The sequence below is a fragment of the Allobosea sp. P5_A5 genome, assembly GCF_056400625.1.
This window is the reverse complement of the sequence record NZ_JBFUKY010000003.1, coordinates 134,576-155,936: the sequence shown is the minus strand read 5'-3', so window position 1 is coordinate 155,936 and position 21,361 is coordinate 134,576. Positions and strand designations below refer to the sequence as shown.

21 protein-coding genes are annotated in these 21,361 nt (G+C 66.4%); 10 read left to right on the top strand and 11 right to left on the bottom strand.

What is annotated here, in order from left to right; genetic code table 11:
* Positions 1-25: 25 nt before the first annotated feature.
* Genes AC1DR6_RS07600 through AC1DR6_RS07590 form a run of 3 tightly spaced genes read left to right on the top strand, consistent with a single transcriptional unit; the run spans position 26 to position 4,661 of the window.
* Complete coding sequence (locus tag AC1DR6_RS07600; RefSeq protein ID WP_476828594.1) at positions 26-2,545, top strand: circularly permuted type 2 ATP-grasp protein; 2,520 nt, start codon at positions 26-28, stop codon at positions 2,543-2,545.
* Positions 2,542-3,420, top strand: a complete 879-nt coding sequence (locus AC1DR6_RS07595; protein WP_476828593.1) for a transglutaminase family protein — start codon at positions 2,542-2,544, stop codon at positions 3,418-3,420. The genes AC1DR6_RS07600 and AC1DR6_RS07595 overlap by 4 nt, the downstream gene beginning before the upstream one ends.
* A 20-nt stretch (positions 3,421-3,440) precedes the next feature.
* On the top strand, positions 3,441-4,661 hold the full coding sequence (locus AC1DR6_RS07590; protein WP_476828592.1) for an MFS transporter: 1,221 nt from the start codon (positions 3,441-3,443) through the stop codon (positions 4,659-4,661).
* 55 nt (positions 4,662-4,716) lie between these two features.
* Here the strand turns inward: AC1DR6_RS07590 and AC1DR6_RS07585 are convergent, their stop codons facing one another.
* Complete coding sequence (locus AC1DR6_RS07585; RefSeq protein ID WP_476828591.1) at positions 4,717-6,162, bottom strand: aldehyde dehydrogenase family protein; 1,446 nt, start codon at positions 6,160-6,162, stop codon at positions 4,717-4,719.
* Between the two features lie 110 nt (positions 6,163-6,272).
* Positions 6,273-6,425, bottom strand: a complete 153-nt coding sequence (locus tag AC1DR6_RS07580; protein ID WP_476828590.1) for a hypothetical protein — start codon at positions 6,423-6,425, stop codon at positions 6,273-6,275.
* Positions 6,426-6,575: 150 nt separating this feature from the next.
* Here AC1DR6_RS07580 and AC1DR6_RS07575 point away from each other — a divergent pair, with 150 nt between their 5' ends.
* Positions 6,576-7,064: a pyridoxamine 5'-phosphate oxidase family protein gene (locus tag AC1DR6_RS07575; RefSeq protein WP_476828589.1), complete on the top strand. Its 489-nt coding sequence runs from the start codon at positions 6,576-6,578 to the stop codon at positions 7,062-7,064.
* Positions 7,065-7,074: 10 nt separating this feature from the next.
* Here AC1DR6_RS07575 and AC1DR6_RS07570 read toward each other — a convergent pair whose 3' ends face one another.
* The 4 genes from AC1DR6_RS07570 to AC1DR6_RS07555 all read right to left on the bottom strand — a co-directional run bounded on the left by AC1DR6_RS07570 (position 7,075) and on the right by AC1DR6_RS07555 (position 10,220).
* A complete protein-coding gene (locus AC1DR6_RS07570) occupies positions 7,075-7,797 on the bottom strand; it encodes a phosphatase PAP2 family protein (RefSeq protein WP_476828588.1) in 723 nt (240 codons plus the stop codon).
* Positions 7,797-8,699, bottom strand: coding sequence for a diacylglycerol/lipid kinase family protein (locus AC1DR6_RS07565; protein ID WP_476828587.1), 903 nt, complete (start codon positions 8,697-8,699; stop codon positions 7,797-7,799). The genes AC1DR6_RS07570 and AC1DR6_RS07565 overlap by 1 nt, the downstream gene beginning before the upstream one ends.
* A gap of 36 nt (positions 8,700-8,735) precedes the next feature.
* A complete protein-coding gene (locus tag AC1DR6_RS07560; protein ID WP_476828586.1) occupies positions 8,736-9,620 on the bottom strand; it encodes a transglutaminase-like domain-containing protein in 885 nt (294 codons plus the stop codon).
* A gap of 222 nt (positions 9,621-9,842) precedes the next feature.
* The gene (locus AC1DR6_RS07555) at positions 9,843-10,220 is read right to left on the bottom strand and encodes a PRC-barrel domain-containing protein (RefSeq protein WP_476828585.1); all 378 of its coding nucleotides are present in this window, start codon (positions 10,218-10,220) and stop codon (positions 9,843-9,845) included.
* Positions 10,221-10,489: 269 nt separating this feature from the next.
* On the opposite strand from AC1DR6_RS07555, the gene AC1DR6_RS07550 reads away from it, so the two are divergent.
* Positions 10,490-10,750, top strand: coding sequence for a glycine zipper domain-containing protein (locus AC1DR6_RS07550; RefSeq protein WP_476828584.1), 261 nt, complete (start codon positions 10,490-10,492; stop codon positions 10,748-10,750).
* A gap of 72 nt (positions 10,751-10,822) precedes the next feature.
* Here AC1DR6_RS07550 and AC1DR6_RS07545 read toward each other — a convergent pair whose 3' ends face one another.
* Both AC1DR6_RS07545 and AC1DR6_RS07540 read right to left on the bottom strand, forming a co-directional pair.
* Positions 10,823-11,575: a UTRA domain-containing protein gene (locus AC1DR6_RS07545; protein WP_476828583.1), complete on the bottom strand. Its 753-nt coding sequence runs from the start codon at positions 11,573-11,575 to the stop codon at positions 10,823-10,825.
* A 5-nt stretch (positions 11,576-11,580) separates the two neighbouring features.
* Positions 11,581-12,945, bottom strand: a complete 1,365-nt coding sequence (locus AC1DR6_RS07540; RefSeq protein WP_476828582.1) for a formimidoylglutamate deiminase — start codon at positions 12,943-12,945, stop codon at positions 11,581-11,583.
* A gap of 182 nt (positions 12,946-13,127) precedes the next feature.
* Between AC1DR6_RS07540 and hutI the strand changes: the two genes are divergently transcribed.
* From hutI to AC1DR6_RS07515, 5 genes are all read left to right on the top strand, one after another.
* On the top strand, positions 13,128-14,288 hold the full coding sequence (hutI, locus tag AC1DR6_RS07535; protein ID WP_476828985.1) for an imidazolonepropionase: 1,161 nt from the start codon (positions 13,128-13,130) through the stop codon (positions 14,286-14,288).
* A complete protein-coding gene (hutH, locus tag AC1DR6_RS07530) occupies positions 14,285-15,817 on the top strand; it encodes a histidine ammonia-lyase (RefSeq protein ID WP_476828581.1) in 1,533 nt (510 codons plus the stop codon). Before hutI ends, hutH begins: the two co-directional genes overlap by 4 nt.
* A complete protein-coding gene (hutG, locus tag AC1DR6_RS07525; RefSeq protein ID WP_476828580.1) occupies positions 15,817-16,623 on the top strand; it encodes an N-formylglutamate deformylase in 807 nt (268 codons plus the stop codon). The genes hutH and hutG overlap by 1 nt, the downstream gene beginning before the upstream one ends.
* Positions 16,620-18,287 carry a urocanate hydratase gene (hutU, locus tag AC1DR6_RS07520; protein WP_476828579.1) on the top strand — a complete coding sequence of 556 codons (1,668 nt, stop codon included), beginning with the start codon at positions 16,620-16,622 and terminating at the stop codon, positions 18,285-18,287. Before hutG ends, hutU begins: the two co-directional genes overlap by 4 nt.
* A 227-nt stretch (positions 18,288-18,514) precedes the next feature.
* The gene (locus AC1DR6_RS07515; protein ID WP_476828578.1) at positions 18,515-19,078 is read left to right on the top strand and encodes a HutD/Ves family protein; all 564 of its coding nucleotides are present in this window, start codon (positions 18,515-18,517) and stop codon (positions 19,076-19,078) included.
* A gap of 144 nt (positions 19,079-19,222) precedes the next feature.
* Here the strand turns inward: AC1DR6_RS07515 and AC1DR6_RS07510 are convergent, their stop codons facing one another.
* Genes AC1DR6_RS07510 through AC1DR6_RS07500 form a run of 3 tightly spaced genes read right to left on the bottom strand, consistent with a single transcriptional unit; the run spans position 19,223 to position 21,302 of the window.
* Positions 19,223-20,002: an ABC transporter ATP-binding protein gene (locus tag AC1DR6_RS07510; protein WP_476828577.1), complete on the bottom strand. Its 780-nt coding sequence runs from the start codon at positions 20,000-20,002 to the stop codon at positions 19,223-19,225.
* Positions 19,999-20,772 (bottom strand): ABC transporter permease, encoded by a 774-nt coding sequence (locus AC1DR6_RS07505; RefSeq protein ID WP_476828576.1) that lies wholly within the window; start codon positions 20,770-20,772, stop codon positions 19,999-20,001. Before AC1DR6_RS07505 ends, AC1DR6_RS07510 begins: the two co-directional genes overlap by 4 nt.
* Positions 20,769-21,302 carry a mismatch-specific DNA-glycosylase gene (locus AC1DR6_RS07500; RefSeq protein WP_476828575.1) on the bottom strand — a complete coding sequence of 178 codons (534 nt, stop codon included), beginning with the start codon at positions 21,300-21,302 and terminating at the stop codon, positions 20,769-20,771. The genes AC1DR6_RS07505 and AC1DR6_RS07500 overlap by 4 nt, the downstream gene beginning before the upstream one ends.
* Between the last annotated feature and the right edge of the window lie 59 nt (positions 21,303-21,361).

Here is a 21,361-nt window from a genome sequence, read left to right as displayed (position 1 = left end):
CGGCGGCTGGGGTCTGATAAAACACATGGCGGTGCAGGGGCGTATCCGCTCTGGACGCACGACGGCCGAGCGGCGTGCCACGCTGCTCGCCGGCTATCGGCCGTTGCCCGGCTCCTATGACGAGTTCATCGATGCGCGCGGCTCGGTGCGGCCGCATTGGGAACCGTTTCTGGATGAATGGTGCGCGCTGACGCAAGGGGAACTCGGCCAGCGCTTCGGGCTTGCCGACCGCCATGTCCACGATACCGGCGTCTCCTACCGCGTGAATGGCGATCTCGATGCCAGGGATCCCAGTGCGGGTGAGCGCGCCTGGCCGCTGAGCCATGTCCCGCTCGTGATATCCGGCGCGGAATGGCAGACCATCTCGGCCGGCATCGCCCAACGTGCCGAGCTTCTCTCGACGCTGCTCGACGACATCTATGGACCCGGCGAGCTGGTGGCCAAGGGCCTGCTGCCGGCGGCCGCGATCACGGGAAGCCCGGACTATCTGCGGCCGCTGCATGGCGCGCCCGGCGCGGCGGCTCTGCAGCTCTATGCCGCCGACCTCGGGCGTGGGCCGGACGGGCGCTGGTGGGTCCTGGAGGACCGCACGCAGGCGCCTTCCGGCACGGGCTACGCGCTCGAGAACCGGCTGGCGCTGACGCGCGCCTTCCCCGACATGTTCCGCTCGATGAACATCGAGCGGCTTGCGGCCTTCTTCCAAGGCTTTCGTGCCGGGCTCGTGTCCCGTTCCAAGCGCGTCGATCCGCGCATCTGCCTGCTGACGCCGGGACCGCTCAACGAGAGCTATTTCGAACAGGCCTATCTCGCGCGCTATCTCGGGCTGCTGCTGGTGGAAGGCGGCGACCTCGCGATGCACGAGAACCGCGTGCATGTGCGCACCATTGCCGGCCTCAAGCGCGCGGACGTGATCTGGCGACGCATCGACGGGGATTTCGCCGACCCGCTCGAACTCAACGCGCGGTCTCAACTCGGCGTCGCCGGCCTGGTCCAGGCCGTGCGCGAGGGTCAGGTGCACATCGCCAACGGGCTCGGCACCGGGGTCGTCGAGGCGCGCGCACTGATGAGCTTCCTCCCAGCGCTCGCCGAGCGCCTGCTCGGAGAAGAACTGATCCTGCCCAATGTCGCGACCTGGTGGTGCGGGCAGCCGAAGGAACGCGAAATGGTGCTGGCGCGGCTCGAGGATATGTGCGTCGCGCCGGCCTTTCGTCATGCCGGTACCACCGAGGCGCGTCCGGTTGTGGCCGGCGAGCTTTCGGCCAGCGAGCGCGATGCCTTGCGGACGAAAATCGCGACGCAGGGCCTGAACTATGTCGGGCAGGAGATCGCGCGGCTTTCGACCATGCCGGTCTATGAGGGCGGGCGTCTCGCGCCCCATCCCATGACGCTGCGCGTTTTCGCCGCCGCGACGCCGGATGGCTGGAAGGTGATGCCCGGCGGCTTTTGCCGCATTTCGGACGAGCCCGATGCCCGCGCCGTGAGCATGCGCAATGGCGTGCGGTCCAGCGATGTCTGGGTCACATCGCAGACGCCTGTCGAGCAGGTGACGTTGCTGCCCACCGCCGACCGCATCCCGATCCGGCGCATCACCGGCACGCTGCCGAGCCGCGCCGCCGACAACCTGTTCTGGCTCGGGCGCTATCTCGAGCGCGGCGAGGCGGTCTTGCGGTCGGTCCGGGCCCTGCTCGGCCGCCTGATCGATGCCGATACGCCTGCGCCCGGCCGGATCAAGGCCCAGAAGCAGCTTGGGGATCTCCTGGTGTCATGGGGCGCCACGCCGAGCGGCAAGGGCCAGAGGGCGGCCACGCAGGTCCATCACGCGCTGCACAGCCTGGACGATTATGGCTCGGCTGCCGCCTCGCTGCGAGAAGCCCGGCGGACCGCCTCCATCATCCGCGAGCGGCTTTCGGTCGATGCCTGGCGGCTGTTCGGCGATCTGCAACGGCAGCTCACGCCGACAGGTGAACGGCCGCTGCCGGAAGGCGAGGCCTATGAGCTTGCCGATCGCGCCCTGAAGACGCTCGCGGCATTCTCGGGCTTGAGCCAGGAGAACATGGTGCGCGGGCCGGGCTGGCGCTTCCTCGACATCGGCCGGCGGATCGAACGCGGGATTGCGACCTGCCGCTTTGCCCGCCAGTTTGCCGAGCCCGATGCCTCGAGCGAGTCTCTCGATGCACTGCTCGACCTGACCGATTCCCAGATCACCTATCGTTCCCGCTACATGATCGGAGCGAGCCTGCTGCCCGTGCTCGACCTCGTCATGCTCGACCCCTACAACCCTCGATCCTTCGCCTTCCAGGTCGACAGGCTCGATGCCGAAATCAAGGCGCTGCCTTCGCTGACCGAAAGCGGGATGCTGGAGGAGCCGCGCCGGCTCGCGCTTCGCCTCGCAGCCGATTGCCGCACGGTGGAGGCAGACCGTCTCGACCGTGCGCGCATCCTGCTGTTCGAGCAGTCCCTGATGGGCCTCTCCGGCGCGGTCGCCGACCGCTATTTTCTGCAGAATGGCGGGCCGGAACGTTCGCGGCTGACGGGTATCGCGTGATCTACGATATCCGCCACGTCACGACTTACGGTTACAGCCGCACGGTCCCCTTCGCCCGATGCGTTCTGAGGCTGTTGCCGCGGGACGATGCGGGCCAATCCGTGCAGAAAAGCGAACTGGCGATTACGCCACGCCCCGCCGAACGCAGCGACGGGCTCTGCTTCTTCGGCAACCGCATGACGATGGCGACCATCACCAAGCCGCATCGCGAGCTGAGGGTGGAGATGCGCGCGCGGGTCACCGTCGAGCGGGCGCCGGCGCCCCATCCCGGGCTGACCCGGAGTTGGGAAGAGGTTGCGGAACTTGCCTTGGGCTCGGCCAGCCTCGCACCTGACTCTCCGGCCCACCAGATCTATCCGAGCCGTCTGGTGCCCGCCGTGCCGGCCGTCGTCGCCTATGCTCGCGAGAGCTTCGGCGCGGGCCGGCCGATTCTGGAAGCTGCGAGCGAGCTCATGGCGCGCATCCGGCGGGATTTCACCTACGATCCGGATGCAACGGAAGTTTCGACGCCGCTGGCGGAGGCCTTCGCCGAGCGGCACGGCGTCTGTCAGGACTTCGCCCATATCATGATCGCGGGCTTGCGGGGCCTCGGCCTGCCGGCTGCCTATGTCAGCGGCTATATCCGCACCATTCCGCCACCGGGCCAAAAGCGGCTCGAAGGCGCCGATGCCAGCCACGCATGGGCGACCATCTGGTGCGGGCCGGAAATCGGCTGGATCGGCCTCGATCCCACCAACGACCTGATCGTCGCCGACGACCATATCGTCACGGCGGTGGGGCGCGACTATGCCGATGTCGCCCCGCTCGACGGCGTGCTCGTCGGTCCCGGGTCGCAGAAGATCGGCATCGCCGTCGATGTCATCCCCGTAGGCTGACGCTTCGGACATCCTGACCGATGCTCATCTTCAAACCGCTGGCCGACCGGCGCATCGCCCTGCTCTGGAGTTCGCAGCTCCTTTCCGCCACCGGTGCGGAATTCTACATGGTGGCCGTGATCTGGATCGCGTCGTCGCTGATCGGGCGCGATGCCGGCTACATCTCGGCGCTGCAATCGGCCGCTCTGCTTTTCGGCAGCCTGTTCGCCGGCGCCCTGACCGATCGCTGGCGGCATGGCACGACCATGGTCGCCGTCAGCATCCTTCGGGCGATCCTGCTTTTGCTGCTGGCGGCGGCGAGCGCCTTCGGCGTCATGAGCCTGCCGCTGCTCGCGGTGACGGCCGGTGCGGTCGCGCTCGCGACCTCGGTCTATGATCCGGCCTTGCAGGCGACGCTCCCGCGGCTCGCGCCGGGCACCTCGATCCGCCATGCCGTCAACGGGCTGTTCGACGCAACACGGCGGATGGCGCGCATCCTCGGCCCCAGCCTGATCGCGCTCGTCAACGGACTCATCCCCATCGGGCAGTTCTTCGCGATCACGGCGGGCGGGTTCCTGCTTTCGGCTTTGGGCGTCCGCGCGGCGCTTAAGAACGCACCGCTGCCGGCGCCGGAAACAAGCCGCGGCTGGTCCTCGGTCATCGACGCGATCATGGGCGGCGCGCGGGCCGTCAGGCGCCACCGCCTGATGCATTTCGGGCTGATCGCCGATTTCGTCGGCAATGTGACCTGGTCGATGGCCGTGCTGCTCGGCATGGCGCTGTATCTGCGCGCAACGAGCCCCGAACCCCTGACCGCCTACAGCCTGATGATGAGCGCCTATGGCGCCGGCAACCTCGCGGCCAACCTTGTTCTGGCCGGCATCACACCGAAGCGCCCATGGCTGTGGCTGGTGATGTCGAAACTCACCTTCGGGCTGGGCGTGCTGTTGATGCCCTTCGCGCCGAACACGGCTGCTCTGATGGCTTGCGCGGCGCTGGCCGCGATCAACGGGCCGTTCGAAAATCTCGCTTTGCTGCACATCATCCAGCACGATTTTCCGCCGCAGCGCATCGCCCAGGTCTATCGCCTGCAGATGTGCGCGGTGTTCGGCGGCTCGCTGGCTGGCTATCTGATGGCACCCACGCTTTTCGCCGCCTTCGGCCTTGCCCCCGTCATTGCGACGCTTGGCGGCATCACCCTGCTGACGGGGCTGGTCGGGCTTGCATTGGCGGACCGGCTCAGCGGGCCGGCCCCGACATGAAAACGGCCCCGGCGGTAAGCCGGGGCCGTGGGATCGTCCAGTCTGTTTGGACCGATCAGGCCAGCGTGTAGGCCGTCTTGACTGTGCTGTAGAACTCCTTGGCATAGGCGCCCTGCTCGCGCGAGCCGTAGCTCGAGCCTTTCCGGCCGCCGAACGGGACGTGATAGTCCACGCCCGCCGTCGGCAGATTGACCATCACCATGCCGGCCTCGCTGTTGCGCTTGAAGTGCGTGGCGTATTTCAGCGACGTCGTGCAGATGCCCGAGGACAAGCCGAACTCGGTGTCGTTGGCGACGTTCAACGCCTCGTCGTAATCCTTGACGCGGACGATGTTGGCGACCGGTCCAAAAACCTCCTCGCGCGAGATGCGCATGGCGTTGGTGGTCTCGGTGAACAGCGCCGGCTGGAGATAGAAGCCGGGGGTGTCGCGCTTGATGAGTTCGCCGCCGAAGACCAGCTTGCCGCCCTCGTCCTTGGCGATCTGGATGTATTTCAGGTCCTGATCGAGCTGGCTCTGGTCGACGACGGGGCCGATATGCGTGCCGGATTTCAGCGCATCGTCCACGACGACGCCCTTCAGTCGTTCGATGCAGGCCTCGACGAAGCGATCGTGAATGCCGGCCTGCACGATCAGGCGCGAGGAGGCGGTGCAGCGCTGCCCGGTGGAGAAGAAGGCACCGTTCACGGCGACCTCGACGGCCGTCTTGAGATCGGCATCGTCGAGCACGACGAGCGGGTTCTTGCCGCCCATCTCGAGCTGGACCTTCTTCATCGGGTTCGACGCGATGCAGGCGGCTGCGACCTTGCGGCCGGTCGCGACCGAGCCGGTGAAGGAGATCGCGGTGACGTCCTTGTGCTCGAGCAGCGCCTGGCCGACGACCGAACCACGGCCCATGACAAGGTTCAGCACGCCCTTGGGCAGGCCGGCACGCTGGATGATGTCGACCAGGGCCCAGGCCGAGCCCGGCACCAGGTCTGCCGGCTTGATGACGACGCAGTTGCCCCAGGCGAGTGCCGGCGCGATTTTCCAGGCCGGGATCGCGATCGGGAAGTTCCACGGCGTGATCATGCCGACAATGCCGAGCGGGTCGCGCGTGATCTCGACGCCGACGCCCGGACGGACCGACGGCATCATCTCACCGCCCAACCGCAGGCATTCACCGGCAAAGAAAGCGAAAACCTGCCCGGCGCGGCCAGCTTCGCCGATGCCTTCGGCGAGCGTCTTGCCCTCTTCGCGCGAGAGCAGCTTGCCGAGTTCTTCCTTGCGGGCGAGGATTTCGTCCGACGCCTTTTTCAGGACGTCGTAGCGCTCCTGCGGCGTCGTGCGGCTCCAGGCCGGGAACGCGGCCTTGGCGGCGGCGACGGCATTGTTCAGGTCCTCGACCGTGCCTTGCGCGTACTCGCCGACGACGTCGTTGGTGTCCGAAGGGTTGATGTTGCGGGAAGCGTTGGCCCCGCCGGCCCATTCGCCAGCGATCAGGTTCTTGAAGGGGGCGTTCATCGATCTCTCCCGGGCGGTGTGATGGCGGGCCGTTGTTAGCCCGTTTGCACTGCGCTGGCCATTGTTCGGGAGGGACGCGGCGTCCCACTCATCGCAGGACGCCCATGGCCTCACTTCTTTTCGACGGACAGGCCATTCTTGCCCACGGAAATCTCGACGCCTTCCGGCTTCTTGCGCTCCTGGTATAGAGAATAGCCGGTCACCGCGAGTGCAGCAACGAGGACGACGACGAGAAGAACAAGCAGGTTACGCGAAGCGGGCATGAATCATCCTTGGCAGAGCGGCAGAAAGCCGCGGCGGCACCCAAACGCGATCCTGCAGCCGAAGTTCCGCGACGTGTCGGAATTCGACCAGCCGGCGGCATATCGTCAGCGACCGTGACGTGTCATCATGTCGCGAGGAGGAGCGCGGCGATGCCCGAGACGGAACTGCAGGAACGCATCTGGACCGCGCTTTCCGCGCATCCGGTCTACATGGTCTCGCTGGTCACGGCGGAGGGCGTGAAGACCCGGCCGATGTCGGGCCATATCGACCGCGACCGTCACCGCCTGCTATTCATCTCTCACCGCCACACCGGCGTCATCGGCGAAGCCTTGCGCTCGCCCTCCGTCTCGATCGCGATCAGCCAGGAAGACCGCAATTTCTACGCGGCCATCACCTGCGCCGCATCGGAGGTGGTCGATCGTGCGCTGCTTCGCGATATCTGGACGCCCATGGCGGATGCCTGGTTTCCCAATCGCGCCGATGACCCAGATGCGACGATCCTGGCACTAACGCCGATCTCAGCCGAAATCTGGGACGGGCCCTCGAGCAGCGTACTGGTCGCGTTCAAGCTGGCCACAGCGCGGATTCTCGGGCGGACGCCCGATCTTGGGGTCAACGCTACCATAGACATGCGCTGAGTCAGGCCACTCAGGCCGGCTCGGACGAGGCCGCCCAGCGTCCGATCCAGGCCGTCACCAGGCTCGCCCAGGCGACGCCGAGCAGCCAGCCGCCAAGCACGTCCGTCGGCCAATGCACGCCGAGATAGATGCGGCTCAGACCGATCAGAACGGTCATCACCCAGGCGAGCGTGAGACAAAGTCTGGCGATATCGGCACGTTTGGACGCAAGTCCGACGAAGCCCGCAATCGAGAGCAGCGTTACGGCGGACAGGAAGGCGTGGCCACTCGGGAAGCTGGCCGTGAAGGTCAACGCTTCGTGAGTCACGATATCCGGCCGGGAGCGACCGATCGCCATTTTAAGGCCATTGCTCGCGATCAACGCCGCCAGCACGCTGATTGTGAGGCCAATGGCAAGACGCCGACGGTGGCAGACCCAGAGCGTCAGGACGGCCGTCAGCGTCATGAAGAACAGTCCGACGAAGCTGCCGAGCGAGGTCATGTCCCGCACCGCTTCCTGAAACCAGCTTGGCCCGAGCGGCGTCGAGGGGTCGCCGGGCACGCGCATCAGCAAGATCAGGCTGCGGTCGAAGGCGAAGTGATAGCCCCGCGCGATCAGTACGGTCAGGACAACGAATGCGAGACCCGCGGCGATCGGAAAGATGAGGTTGGGGCGCAGTGGCGCGGGCGTCCGGCTGGCGAGCGTGGGCTGAGCGGCGGCCCGGTCGATTTTCGCGGGAGGCAGGGCTTCCATCACGAAGCCTGCTTACGGCCGGCGATGACGTGCAGTGCCTTGGGAAGAACCGTATAGGCCTGCGCACCGCTCCGGCGCTCGACCTCTCCATCGAAGGTGACGTGCCCCCGGCGCTTGTCGCGCCGCTTCAAGGTGACGGCCTCCCCGGTGAAGGAGACCAGATTGCTCGACCCCCGCCAACGGCCGGACGCAACCGACAGCGCCGCCTTGGTTCGCGAATAAAGGCCGCCCGAATTGAGGATGTGAACCTCGAACGTCCCGCCATCTAAGGCGTCGCGGCGCCAATCGGCACCGTCGAAACGGTTGACCGTGACCAGCACCGCGTCGGCGTCGACCGTGACGTGGTCGTCGCCGATCAGAATATCCACACTGATCGGACGCGTGAACAGGATCGAGCGTGTCGCTGCAAACGCGAAAGCCACCGCCCGGCTGAACGGAAAGCGGCGCCGGGCGTGTTCGCGCTCACGCGCCATCAGGCTGAAAAAGCCTATCCCCGAAAGCGAATGGAACATGCGGTCGTTGACGCGGCCGACATCCATCCGGATCGGCTCGCCCTCGCAAAGCGCTGCAACCTGCTGCTCCAGCGTTCCGTAAAAGCCGAGATCCCGGCCCAGCACGTTGACCGTTCCCATCGGCAGCACACCGACAGGGCGCGGGGCCTGGATCAGAACGGGAAGAGCCCGGTTGATACTGCCATCACCGCCGGCGATCACAGGGATTGCATCATCGGCCTCGATAGCCAGCGAAAGAGCGTCGTCGATGTCGCGCGGCGGCACGAGCCTGATCTCCGCCTGCGACCCGCAGGCGGCGAACGCGGCCTTCAGCCTCGCCTCGAACACGTCGGCGCCGGCCTCCAGAACCGTGCCGGCGCGCGCATTCGCAACCACAATGTGACGTATCATGATGAACTTGATCTAAGCCGCAGGATGCCAGCAAGCTTACATCGCCGGCCGAACAGAAAACTGGCCGAAGGCCCGAGATGCGAGCGGCATCGGATTGTCGTCGATTTCCTCGGTGACGACCTCGAAGCGCTGCAGCGTATGCGGCCCGAAGGAGCTGATCATCGCGGTGTCCGTAGCATCCCGTCCCCGGCAGATCACGATGCGCCCGATGCGCGGCTCGTTATGGCGGGCATCGAAGGTGTGCCAGCGCCCGCCCAGATACACCTCGAACCAGGCGTTAAAATCCATCGGGGCCGGGTTGTAGGGCACGCCGATGTCTCCGAGGTAGCCATTGCAGTAACGGGCCGGGATGTTCATGCAGCGGCACAGTGCCACGGCCAAATGGGCGAAATCCCGGCAGACGCCGACCCGCTCATCGAAAGCTTCCGCCGCTGTCCGGGTCGAACGTGCGAAGTGATATCCGAAGGTCAGGTGATTATGCACGAAGTCCACGATCGCCTGGACACGCTGCCAGCCTGGGGTGGTGCTGCCGAAGAGGTTCCAAGCTTGCCCGCTGAGCTTGTCCGTCTCGCAATAACGACTACCGAGCAGGAACGGCAGCACCTCGTCCGGCAAACGTGCCGGCGGCACCTCCCGGGCATTCGGCACGATGGTGTCAGGTTTTCCCGAGTCGAAGATGACGCCTTCGGACTCCAGGCGAATACCGCCCGGAGGCGCAACAATCCTGCGGCAGATGTTGCCGTACGCATCGAGATGCTGACTGACCGCCACAGGCTGACGCTCATCCATCAATGATGTGACGCGCATCTCGTCGGGGCCCGTCAGGTCATGGCGCCGCGACGGGTGCACGTCCAAAAGGGTCATCAGCGCCGTTTCTGTCGCGCAGACCAGCTCGATCCGATAGCCGTAGCGGATTCGCATGTCCAATTCCTCGAGACAAACGCGCGGCAACAAGCGCGCACCGGTTCCCCATTTCCAAGTACAGACGCCGAAAGGAGCCGCAGGTTCCGTTCGGTCATCGGGAAAGGCGCCCTCCGAGTGCCCTTTATAAAACGGAAGATGCGGGCCTTTCGGCCCGCATCCCGCCGCCACGACGGTTCGGCTGGGGGGATAGCAACCGCCGCGACCTGCAACTGGCAGCCGCTACATCATCCAGTAGGGCATCGTGCCGTAGTAATCATGGACACGCTTGCCGTAAGCCTTGTCTTCCCAGTCGGGCTCGCCTTCGCTGTCGTACATCGGCGCGGCCTCCAACTTGTCCTTGGTGAGCGGCACCACATACCCACCGCGCTGCCGATCGTAATCGAGCACGCTCCAGGGAATCGGGTGGTACTTCTCGCCAAGGCCGAGAAAGCCGCCGAAGGACATGATCGCGTAGGCGACCTTGCCCGTCTGCTTGTCGAGCATCACGTCATAAATCTCGCCAAGATGATCGCCGGCGGCGTTATAGACATCCGTGCCGGCGACGCGGGCCCCGGCGATGAGCGGGCTACCGCTCGTCGAAACGCTGGACATCGACATCGTCTGCTCCTCCACTGTTCGGCATGGCAACGAACCGGCGTTCGCGGCCATATCCGTTGGACTTGCCAATGCAACGCCGGCTTTTCGGGAAGGTTCCAGGCTTTTGGCGAGGCTTCGAGGCGGCCATCGCGACCGGCCCAGCCACTCCGTCTAAAGCGCACCGACGCGGCCCAACGCATTTGCCTGACCGCGCTCAGGCGGCGGGAACCTTTGGTTCGACGCCCCGTTGAGGCGTCAGCGACACTGAAACCATCGGAGGAACACCGCCCATGAAGAAGCTCATGCTCATCGTCGCGCTCGGCGCAGCCATCGGCGCCTGCACCCCGCGCGAACAGAATGCCGGCACGGGCGCGCTCGTTGGTGCGGGTGCCGGTGCGATCATCGGTGGCGCGGCGACGGGCCGGGCCGGCGGCGCGCTTGCCGGCGCGGCCATCGGCGGTGCCAGCGGCGCCATCATCGGTGGCGCGGCGACGCAGCAGTCTTGCTACGGCCGCGACGAATGGGGCCGCCGCGTCAGCTACCCCTGCTGATCGACCGCTTCCAAAGCCTCTTCAAAGCCCGCCAGCGATGGCGGGCTTTTTTGTGTGAGCAGGTCCTGCGCGTCAGGCTGGGCCGTAAGGGCCGAAGCGCCCGACAAAGCGATGCCTCGGGCCTGGATAGAGCAATCTGACCGCTGTCACCGGCCGGTCCTGGTTCCAGGTCCGGCGCTCCACGAGCAAACATGGCTCGCCGTCCGGAACCTGCAACAGCGCGGCATCCGCCGTCGAGGCACCGACAGCGCTGATGGCATGCTCGGCTTGCGACCAGAGCGTGTTCCGGAGCAGCCAATCGCCCGGCGGCACCTGGGCGAAACTCTCCGCTAAAGCCCCCGGAACGGCCGCGAGGTGGATCACTCGCTCCTCCAACACATGCGGGCGCCCGTCGCCGCGATGCAAGACCGACAGGTGGACGACTTTATCCCCGCGCTTCAGCCCGAACCGCTCAGCAATCTCCGGCGAGACCTTACCGGTTCCGCGCGACAGGATCTCGTGGGCATAAAGCTGGCCCAGCCGTTCGACCTCCTCGGGTATCGAGAGGATGTCGAACATGGCATGGCTGGCGGGCGGGCTCGCCACGACGGTGCCGGAGCGGCGGCGGCGTGTGATCAGGCCTTCGCCCGCAAGCTGGACGAGCGCCCGGTGCACCGTCATGCGGGACGTCCCGAGTTGTTCCATCAGTGCATGTTCGGGCGGCACCGAGGTGCCCGGCGGCCAGGCGCCGCCCACCACGAGATCGCGGATGGCGCGCCGGATCTGATCATAGACCGGGCCGGCTCCGTCGAGCTTCACCGCGTCGAGCTGCGTCTGCGCCATCATCCGACCTAAGCTGCCAGCAGGCGGCGCATCGTCAAGCCGAAACGCGAGCGCACCTGCTCGCGGGCATGATGGCGGCCCTCGCTCACCACGGTCCTGCCACCGACGACCACGTCGCGCAAAGGCAGGGCGTTGGCCGCAAAGATCGCGCTGTCCAGCGCGTCTGCGCCGCTCTTGCCGACGATTGCGGGCTGGTCGAGATCCAGCGTGATAAAATCGGCGCGCGAGCCCGGCGCGAGCCGTCCAATCGCCCGGCCGCAGGCCCGCGCGCCGCCAGCGCAGGCGGCCTGCCAGAGGGCCAGCCCCGTCGATGCCTGGTCTTCGGAGAAGAGCGCGCGGCGCCTGTCGCGCAGGCGCTGGGAATATTCGAGCTGACGCAATTCGGCACCGGCATCGATCTGGATGTTGGAGTCGCTGCCGATCCCCAGCGCGCCGCCCGCCTCTCGATAACGGACACCATCGAAAATGCCGTCGCCGAGGCTCGATTCGGTGATCGGGCAAAGACCTGCGACCGCGCCAGAGTGGGCGATGCCGTCCCGCTCTGCGTCGCTGAGATGCGTCGCGTGGATCAGGCACCAGCGCCTGTCGAGCTGGACAGTCTCCATCAAGAGCTCGACCGGGCGCCGGCCGGTTAGCTTCAGGCTGTCCTCAACCTCCCGCATCTGCTCGGCGACATGGATGTGGACGGGTTCGTCCGGCCGCAGGGAGGCAAGCCAGCCGAGATCTTCGCGCGCCACGGCGCGCAGCGAATGGGGCGCGACCCCGAGCCGCGAATCCGGCAGATCGCGGATCGCAGCCATGCTCGCGTCCAGCAGGCGCCCATAAGACTCGTGGTCATTGACGAAGCGCCGCTGGCCATGGACCGAGGGCGCCTGGCCAAAATTGTCGTAGCGATAAAACACGGGCAGCAGGGTCAGGCCGAGCCCGGTCTCAGCGGCGGCCGCCGCGACCGCCTCGGCCATCGCGGCGATGTTCGCATAGGCTCGTCCGTCCTTATCGTGGTGCAGGTAGTGGAATTCGGCGAGAGCGGTGAAGCCGCCCTCGAGCATTTCGACGAAGGCCTGCGCAGCGATCGACTGCACATCATCGGGATCGAGCCTGTCGAGGAAGCGGTACATCACCTCCCGCCAGGTCCAGAACGAATCCTCCGGGGCACCTCGTCGCTCGGACAGCCCCGCCATGCCACGCTGGAAAGCATGGCTGTGCAGGTTCGGCATGCCGGGCAAGGCCAGGCCCGCGAAGCGACGGCCCGCACCGTCCGCCCGGCAATCGGCCTCGACCGCCGTGATCGTGCCATCCTCGACCGTCACCTTCACATTGCGGGCAAAGCCGAGCGGCAGCAGCGCTTCGGCCAGATGCAGGGTTTCGGTCACGGCTCGGCTCCGTCGAGATTTGCATATGCAAATAACCACTTGTCATTTGCATATGCAATTAGATAGCATATTCGCGACACAAGCATAGCGGGCAAGGCTCGCGGGGAGAATGCGACGTGGCCGAAACGCGAGACGGGACGACCAGCTGCGACCGGGTGTGGACGAACGCCCGACTGGCGACAATGGCCGGCGGGATGCCCTACGGCGCCATCGAGGACGGCGTCATCGCTGCTCGCGATGGCCGGATCGTCTATGCCGGCCCACGTCACGGCGTGCCCCCCTTCGAAGCCACCGAGACGATCGATTGCGAAGGGCGCTGGATCACGCCCGGGTTGATCGATTGTCACACCCATCTCGTGCATGGCGGCGACCGCGCCCATGAGTTCGAACTGCGCCTGCAAGGGGCCAGCTATGAGGAGATCGCGCGGGCCGGCGGCGGCATCCTCTCCACCGTCACAGCGACGCGCAGCGCCAGCGAAGACGCGTTGTTCGCCTCGGCCGACCGGCGCCTCGCCGCGCTGATGGCGGAAGGTGTCACGACGGTCGAGATCAAGTCCGGCTATGGGCTGGAGCGGGACGCCGAACTGAAGCAGCTGCGCGTCGCCCGGCGTATCGGCCGGGAGCGTCCCGTCATGGTGCGCACGAGCTTCCTTGGGGCCCACGCCGTGCCACCGGAATACAAGGGCCGCTCCGGCGATTATGCTGCCCTGGTCGCGGGTCCGATGCTCGATGCCGTCGTGGCCGAGGACCTTGCCGACGCCGTGGATGCTTTCTGCGAAGGCATCGCCTTTTCCGTCGCGGAAACCAGGATCGTCTTCGAGGCCGCCAAGGCCAAGGGCCTTGCGATCAAGCTTCATGCCGAGCAGCTCTCCAATCTCGGCGGGGCCAAGCTCGCAGCCGAGATGGGCGCTCTTTCGGCCGACCATCTCGAATATCTCGACGAGGCCGGCGTCGTGGCGATGGCCAAGGCCGGCACCGTCGCGGTCGTGCTGCCCGGCGCCTTTTATTTTCTGCGCGAAACGCAAAAGCCGCCGATCGAGCTGATGCGCAAGCACGGCGTGGCGATCGCGCTGGCGACGGACGCCAATCCGGGCTCCTCGCCGCTGACCTCGCCCTTGCTGGTGATGAACATGGCCTGCACGCTTTTCCGCATGACGCCGGAGGAGGCGCTGACGGGGCTGACCCGCAACGCCGCCCGCGCGCTCGGATTGCAGGACGAGACCGGGACGCTTGAGGCCGGCAAACGCTGCGACCTCGCCATCTGGAATATCGAACGCCCGGCCGAACTCGCCTATCGCATCGGCTTCAACCCGCTGCATGCCCGCATCTGGAACGGACAATGACACGCATCTCGCTTTCCCCCGGCGCCGCCTCGCTGACGGATTGGCGCGCCATTCTCGACGGCGCGACCGCGGCGATAGACGGCGACAGCGGCCGCTCGATTGCCGCAGGGCAGAAGATCGTCGACGAGATCGTCGCGGCCGGCACCGTGACCTATGGCGTCAATACCGGCTTCGGGAAGCTCGCCAGCGTGCGTATCGCGGATGCCGATCTGGCGCAGCTCCAGCGCAATCTGATCCTGTCGCATGCGGTCGGCACCGGCCCTGCCCTGCCCGACAGCATCGTGCGTCTGCTGCTGGCGATGAAGGCCGCCAGCCTTTCGCGCGGCGCTTCGGGCGTGCGCCTTGCCGTGGTCGATGCCTTGACGGCGGCGCTCGCCGCCGATGCCCTGCCTCTCATTCCTGCCAAGGGCTCGGTCGGCGCGTCAGGCGATCTGGCACCGCTGGCCCATATGACCGCGGCGCTGATGGGCTTCGGCGACATCCGGATCGATGGTGAGACGTTGCCGGCGGCCGCAGGGATCGAGCGCGCCGGCCTGTCCGTCCTGACGCTTGGCGCCAAGGAAGGGCTCGCGCTGATCAATGGCACGCAGGTTTCGACGACCATCGCGCTGGCCGGGCTCGTCGCGATCACGCGGGTGTTCGATGCGGCGATCGTGGCGGGCGCGCTCTCCGTCGATGCGCTGAAGGGCTCCGACACGCCGTTCGATCCGCGCATCCAGCAGCTTCGCGGCCAGCCCGGCCAGATCCGCGTGGCGCGGACCTTGCTGGAGCTGATCGCCGGCAGCGCCATCCGCGAAAGCCATCGCCATGGGGACAGCAAGGTGCAGGACCCTTATTCGCTGCGCTGCCAGCCGCAGGTAATGGGCGCGGTGCGCGACCTGCTTGGCAATGTCGCGGCGACGCTGGCGATCGAGGCCAATGCCGTCACGGACAATCCGCTCGTGCTCGGGCCGGGCGAAATCGTCTCGGGCGGGAATTTCCATGCCGAGCCGGTCGCCTTCGCGGCCGACATGCTGGCGATCGGCGTCTGCGAGATCGGCAATCTTTCGGAGCGGCGCATGGCGCTGCTGGTCGACCCCGTGATGAGCGGCCTGCCGCCCTTCCTCGCTCGCGATGCCGGGCTCAACTCCGGCTTCATGATCGCGCAGGTGACGGCCGCGGCGCTGGCCTCCGAGAACAAGCAGAAGGCCTATCCCGCTTCCGTCGATACGATCCCGACCTCCGCCAACCAGGAGGACCATGTCTCGATGGCAACGCATGGCGCCTTCCGCCTGATCGACATGGCGCGGAATGCCGCCAGCATCATCGGCGTGGAGCTGATGGCAGCGGCGGAGGCGATCGAGCATCACCGCCCGCTGAAGACCAGCGCCAGGCTGGAGCCGGTGCTGGCGCTGCTGCGGGAGAAGATCGCGCCACTGACCGAGGATCGCTACCTGGCGCCCGACCTCGCGGCGGCGACGGAATTCGTGCTGTCCGGCGCCGTCGGCACGGCGGCCGGGCTCGATACGTTCGCGGAGTTTTCAAAGTGATGCCGGACATCGTCACGGTCACCCCCGGCTCCTCCCCGCTGGTGCTGTCCATGCCGCATCCCGGCACCGGGCTCCCGCCTGAGGTCGCGGCGCAGCTGAACGAGCGCGGGCATCTGGTCGAGGACACCGACTGGCATATGCGGCAGGTCTACGCCTTCGCCGATCGCTTCCAGCCGAGCATCGTCGAGGCGAAGCTCTCGCGCTTCGTCATCGATCTCAACCGGGACCCTGCCGGCGTCTCGCTTTATCCCGGCCAGGCGACGACCGAACTGGTGCCGACCACGACCTTCGACGGGGCGCCGATCTGGCGGACCCCGCCGGATGCGGCCGAGATCGAGCGGCGCAGGATTGCGTATTTTCAGCCCTATCACGAGGCGCTCGCGGCGGAGATCGCACGGGTGAAGGCCGAGCATGGCTATTGCCTGCTGTGGGATTGCCATTCGATCAAGTCGGTCATCCCGCGGCTCTTTCCCGGCACGCTGCCGATGCTCAATCTTGGCACGAATTCCGGGACGAGCTGCGCAGCGGAGGTAGAGAACGCCGCGGCCGAAGCGATGGGTCGGCAGCCGCTGAGCCACGTCAGAAACGGCCGCTTCAAGGGCGGCTGGATCACCCGCCATTACGGCCGGCCGGCGCAGCAGGTCCACGCGATCCAGATGGAAAAGGCCCTGAGCGCCTATCTCGTCGCGGAAGGCGCGCCCTGGACCTTCGATGCGACCAGGGCGGCCACCCTGCAATCGGCGCTCGGCGCCACCATTTCCGCCGCGCTCGACGCAGCCGCCACCCTCCGACGGAGCCGTTCATGACCCGCATCGACAATAGCCGCGTCATCCGCAGCCCACGCGGCACGGAGCTTTCGGCCAAAAGCTGGCTGACGGAAGCTCCCTTGCGCATGCTGATGAACAATCTCGACCCGGACGTCGCCGAGAAGCCCGGCGAACTCGTGGTCTATGGCGGGATCGGCCGCGCTGCCCGCTCCTGGGAGGATTTCGACCGTATCGTAGCCTCTTTGCGGTCGCTGGAGGCCGACGAGACGCTGCTGGTCCAGTCCGGCAAACCGGTCGGCATCTTCAAGACCCACGCGGACGCGCCGCGCGTGCTGATCGCGAATTCGAACCTCGTCCCGGCCTATGCCAATTGGGAGCATTTCCACCATCTCGATAAGCTCGGGCTGATGATGTACGGCCAGATGACCGCCGGCTCCTGGATCTATATCGGCACGCAGGGCATCGTGCAGGGCACCTACGAGACCTTCGTCGAGATCGGCCGACAGCATTATGGCGGGTCGCTCAAGGGCAAATGGATCCTGACCGGTGGGCTTGGCGGCATGGGCGGAGCGCAGCCGCTGGCCGCGACGATGGCGGGCGCCTCGATGATCGCGGTGGAGTGCAAGCCGTCCTCGATCGAGTTTCGCCTGCGAACGCGCTATCTCGACGAGAAGGCCGACAGCATCGACGACGCGATCAAAATCGTTGAGGCGGCGCATGCCGAGGGCAAGGCCGTCTCGGTCGGCGTGCTCGGCAATGCCGCCGAGGTGTTTCCGGACATGGTCAGGCGCGGCATCCGCCCCGACGTCGTCACGGACCAGACATCGGCGCATGATCCGCTGAACGGCTACCTGCCCGCTGGCTGGACGCTGGACGAGTGGGAGGAGCGTCGGGAACGCGACCCCGCCGGCACCATTGAGGCCGCCAAGCGCTCGATGGCAAGCCACGTGAAAGCGATGCTCGACTTCCAGACGATGGGTGTGCCGACGCTCGATTACGGCAACAATATCCGCCAAATGGCGAAGGATATGGGCGTCGCCAACGCCTTCGATTTTCCCGGCTTCGTGCCGGCCTATATCCGCCCGCTGTTCTGCCGGGGCGTCGGGCCGTTCCGCTGGGCGGCGCTCTCAGGCGACCCGGAGGACATCTACAAGACCGACGCCAAGGTGAAGGAGCTGATGCCGGACGATGCGCATCTGCACAACTGGCTCGACATGGCGCGCGAGCGCATCCAGTTCCAGGGCCTGCCGGCACGCATCTGCTGGGTCGGGCTGGGTGACCGCCACCGGCTGGGCTTGGCCTTCAACGAGATGGTGGCGAAGGGCGAACTGAAGGCGCCCGTCGTGATCGGCCGCGACCATCTCGATTCCGGCTCGGTCGCCTCCCCGAACCGTGAGACCGAAGCGATGAAGGACGGCTCGGACGCCGTGTCCGACTGGCCGCTGCTCAACGCCTTGCTGAACACGGCCGGCGGCGCGACCTGGGTTTCGCTGCATCATGGCGGCGGCGTCGGCATGGGCTATTCGCAGCATTCCGGCGTGGTCATCGTCGCGGATGGAACGCCCGAGGCGGCCAAGCGGCTGGAGCGCGTGCTCTGGAACGACCCGGCGACGGGCGTGATGCGGCATGCCGATGCCGGCTATGACACCGCGCTGGATTGCGCCCGCGAGAAGGGCCTGAAGCTACCGGGGATCTTGGGCTGATGATCCGGTCATTCCGGGGCGCGCCAAAGGCGCGAACCCGGAACCCACGAGCGGGCGAGGCTTACCGTCATTCTCGCCCTCGTGGCGAGAACCCACGTCTTGACCACGACGCTCGCCGGAGAAGACGTGGATGGTCGGCACAAGGCCGACCATGACGAGAAGGACACGCCCGTTATGGTTTCGGGTCCTCCGCTGCGCGGGCTCCCGGAATGACGATGGAGGACATCATGCGCATCATCCGCGCCGCCGACTACGCGACGATGCCGTGGAAGAACGGCGGCGGAACCACCACCGAAATCGCTGTTTCGCCACCCGGCGCAGCCCTGAGCGATTTCGACTGGCGCATCTCGATGGCGCATGTCGGCGCGGATGGTCCGTTCTCGTCGTTTCCGGGTATCGATCGCACGCTGTCTTTGCTCGGCGGTCAGGGCCTGGCGCTGGTGTTCGACGATGGCGAGACGGTTGAACTCGATCGATCGTCCGAGCCGTTTTTCTTTGCCGCCGACCGCGCCGTGAGCGGCCGGCTGACTGACGGCCCGATCGACGATCTCAACGTGATGAGCCGGCGGGGTCGCTGGACGCACAACGTCTCGCGATTGACCAACGGGACCCATCAGATGGCGGCTGGCCGGGGATTACTGATTTTGGTGACACGGCGCGGCGCTTGGCACGTCAACGGTGAGGGTCTGGTCGCGGGCGACAGCGCGGTGCTCGATGGCCCGGGCACCGTCGAACTCACCATCGAGGGTGCAGGCGAACTTTTTGCCGTGACACTGTCCCCGGTGGCCTGAAGGCGGTCATTTCGGTCTGGCGCGGAGCGGGAATAGTTCCAGACCCGGCAGGAGGTTGGCCAAGACGCGTCGTCCTGATGACCAACCGGCCGCAGCCGGGGCAGGAGCCGGCATTTCTCCCATTCCTGCACCACTGAAGGCGCCTCAGTGATCGGCGGCGATCACCTCGGCGCGGATTTCCTCGACCAGGCGCTCTTTCAGCGCGACGAATTCCGGCGTCGTCTTGATGGTGTAGGGGCGCGGATGCGGCAAGTCGACGGTGATGTCGGCCTTGATCCGACCCGGGCGCGCACTCATCACCACCACGCGGGAGCCGACGAAGATCGCCTCCTCGATATCATGGGTCACGAACAGCACGGTCTTGCGCTCGCGTTCCCAAATGCCGAGCAGCATCTCTTGCATCAGCGCGCGGGTCTGGTTGTCGAGCGCGCCGAAGGGCTCGTCGAGCAGCAGGATTTTGGGGTCGTTGGCGAGCGCGCGGGCGATGGCCGTGCGCTGCTGCATGCCGCCCGACAGCTGCTTCGGGAAGTGATCGACAAAGCCTGACAGCCCGACCCGGCCAGCCCAGTCGCGCGCGATTTTGAGGCGCTGCTGCTCCGGCACGCCCTTTTCCCGCAGCCCGAAGGCGATGTTCTGCTGCACGGTGAGCCAGGGGAAGAGCGTGTAGCTCTGGAAGACGAAGCCGCGATCGGCACCCGGCCCGGCGACGGGCGCGCCGTCGAGCAGGATGCGGCCTTCGCTGGCCGCTTCCAGCCCGCCGACGATGCGCAACAGGGTGGACTTGCCGCAGCCGGAGGGGCCGAGGATGGAGATGAAGTCGTTGTCGCCTACGGTGAGCGAGGTCGGCATCAGCGCCCGTGTCGGCTGGCCTTCGCCTTGGGCCGGGAAGACCTTTCCGACGCCTTCGATCAGGAGCTTGCTCATAGCCGCGCCCATGGAAACAGGCGCTGGTTGACCGCCTTGAAGACAAAATCGGAGATCAGGCCGATCAACCCGATGATGATGATCCCGAAGATGATCTGGCCGGTGTTGAGCAGCGCCTGGCTATCGGTGATCATGTGGCCGATGCCCGACGACGAGCCGATCAGCTCCGCGACGATGACATAGGTCCAGGCCCAGCCCAGCACGAGGCGGAAGATCTCGGCGATCTGCGGCGCCGCATTAGGCAGCAGCACGCGGCGCACCACCGAGCGGTCGCTGGCGCCGAGCGTATAGGCAGCGTCGACGAGGTCGCGCCGGACCCCGCCCACCGCGACCGCGATCATCAGGATAAGCTGGAAGACCGAGCCGATGAAGATGACGAGCAGCTTTTGGGTCTCGCCGATGCCGGCCCACAAGATCAGCAGCGGGATGAAGGCCGAGGCCGGCAGATAGCGCGCGAAGGAGACGAGAGGCTCGAGGAAGGCCTCGATCGGTTTGTAGGCGCCCATCGCGATGCCGAGCGGCAGAGCCACAAGCGCCGCGATCATGAAGCCGCCGAGGACACGCCAGATCGTCATGAGGATGTCGAAGCCGAAGCCGTAGACCGTCATCAGCTTCCAGCCCTCGCCGACCATCGTCAGCGGATCGGCCAGGAAAAGGCGCTGGACATAGCCACCGAAGGTCGCGACCGCCCAGAGCGCCACGAACAGCGCGAAGAAGGCGAGGCCGTAAGTGATACGCGCCGGCACCGAGACAGGTTGAAGCGGTCTCATGCAGAAAATCCGGTCATCGTCTGAGCCATCTGCTTCCAAGGTTCGAGCGACCAGAAGCCGGCGGCAGCGCCGGAGGTCGAGGGCAGGACGAAGACCATGGCCTGCGCCAGCGTCGCCGGTTGCAGGCCATAAACGAGCGGACCGAAGCCGAGGATCGCCTGTGCGGCGCGTTTGCCGTTGAAGGCGAGCAAGCGTGGCTTGTATTCAGCGATCCGTCCGACCAGGCCGGCCGCATCGACATCCGCGAGACGCAGCGCCGAATCCGGACCCGCGCTCGACTTCGCGACATCGGTGAGACCGATCCCGTAGTCCAGCACGTCCCGATACTCCTCCGGCGCCAGCCGTCTGGGAGTGAGCCCGACCGCATGCAGCACCTGCCAGAACTTGTTGCCCGGTCCAGCGTAATAAGCAGCGAGACGAGCGGAGGCTGCGCCGGCCTGCGTGCCGCAGAAGACGACCCGAAGGCCAGGCGCGAGCACATCGGGAAGCACGGGCTGCTGGACCGTCATGGTCGGGCTTGTCCCGACCATTCACGTCTCGCTGGTCGAGACCTGTGTTCAAGACGTGGATGCTCGCCACAAGGGCGAGC

What these genes read in the sequence shown, in the direction of transcription:
- AC1DR6_RS07575 (WP_476828589.1), top strand. Translation starts at nt 6,576, where the DNA reads ATGCCCGAGACGGAACTGCAGGAACGCATCTGGACCGCGCTTTCCGCG.
- AC1DR6_RS07515 (WP_476828578.1), top strand. Translation starts at nt 18,515, where the DNA reads ATGCGCATCATCCGCGCCGCCGACTACGCGACGATGCCGTGGAAGAAC.
- AC1DR6_RS07565 (WP_476828587.1), bottom strand. Translation starts at nt 8,699, where the DNA reads ATGATACGTCACATTGTGGTTGCGAATGCGCGCGCCGGCACGGTTCTG.
- AC1DR6_RS07580 (WP_476828590.1), bottom strand. Translation starts at nt 6,425, where the DNA reads ATGCCCGCTTCGCGTAACCTGCTTGTTCTTCTCGTCGTCGTCCTCGTT.
- AC1DR6_RS07500 (WP_476828575.1), bottom strand. Translation starts at nt 21,302, where the DNA reads ATGGTCGGGACAAGCCCGACCATGACGGTCCAGCAGCCCGTGCTTCCC.
- AC1DR6_RS07560 (WP_476828586.1), bottom strand. Translation starts at nt 9,620, where the DNA reads ATGCGAATCCGCTACGGCTATCGGATCGAGCTGGTCTGCGCGACAGAA.
- AC1DR6_RS07590 (WP_476828592.1), top strand. Translation starts at nt 3,441, where the DNA reads ATGCTCATCTTCAAACCGCTGGCCGACCGGCGCATCGCCCTGCTCTGG.
- AC1DR6_RS07600 (WP_476828594.1), top strand. Translation starts at nt 26, where the DNA reads ATGGCGGTGCAGGGGCGTATCCGCTCTGGACGCACGACGGCCGAGCGG.
- hutU (WP_476828579.1), top strand. Translation starts at nt 16,620, where the DNA reads ATGACCCGCATCGACAATAGCCGCGTCATCCGCAGCCCACGCGGCACG.
- hutI (WP_476828985.1), top strand. Translation starts at nt 13,128, where the DNA reads ATGGCCGGCGGGATGCCCTACGGCGCCATCGAGGACGGCGTCATCGCT.
- AC1DR6_RS07505 (WP_476828576.1), bottom strand. Translation starts at nt 20,772, where the DNA reads ATGAGACCGCTTCAACCTGTCTCGGTGCCGGCGCGTATCACTTACGGC.
- AC1DR6_RS07570 (WP_476828588.1), bottom strand. Translation starts at nt 7,797, where the DNA reads ATGGAAGCCCTGCCTCCCGCGAAAATCGACCGGGCCGCCGCTCAGCCC.
- AC1DR6_RS07545 (WP_476828583.1), bottom strand. Translation starts at nt 11,575, where the DNA reads ATGATGGCGCAGACGCAGCTCGACGCGGTGAAGCTCGACGGAGCCGGC.
- AC1DR6_RS07585 (WP_476828591.1), bottom strand. Translation starts at nt 6,162, where the DNA reads ATGAACGCCCCCTTCAAGAACCTGATCGCTGGCGAATGGGCCGGCGGG.
- hutH (WP_476828581.1), top strand. Translation starts at nt 14,285, where the DNA reads ATGACACGCATCTCGCTTTCCCCCGGCGCCGCCTCGCTGACGGATTGG.
- AC1DR6_RS07550 (WP_476828584.1), top strand. Translation starts at nt 10,490, where the DNA reads ATGAAGAAGCTCATGCTCATCGTCGCGCTCGGCGCAGCCATCGGCGCC.
- AC1DR6_RS07555 (WP_476828585.1), bottom strand. Translation starts at nt 10,220, where the DNA reads ATGTCGATGTCCAGCGTTTCGACGAGCGGTAGCCCGCTCATCGCCGGG.
- hutG (WP_476828580.1), top strand. Translation starts at nt 15,817, where the DNA reads ATGCCGGACATCGTCACGGTCACCCCCGGCTCCTCCCCGCTGGTGCTG.
- AC1DR6_RS07510 (WP_476828577.1), bottom strand. Translation starts at nt 20,002, where the DNA reads ATGAGCAAGCTCCTGATCGAAGGCGTCGGAAAGGTCTTCCCGGCCCAA.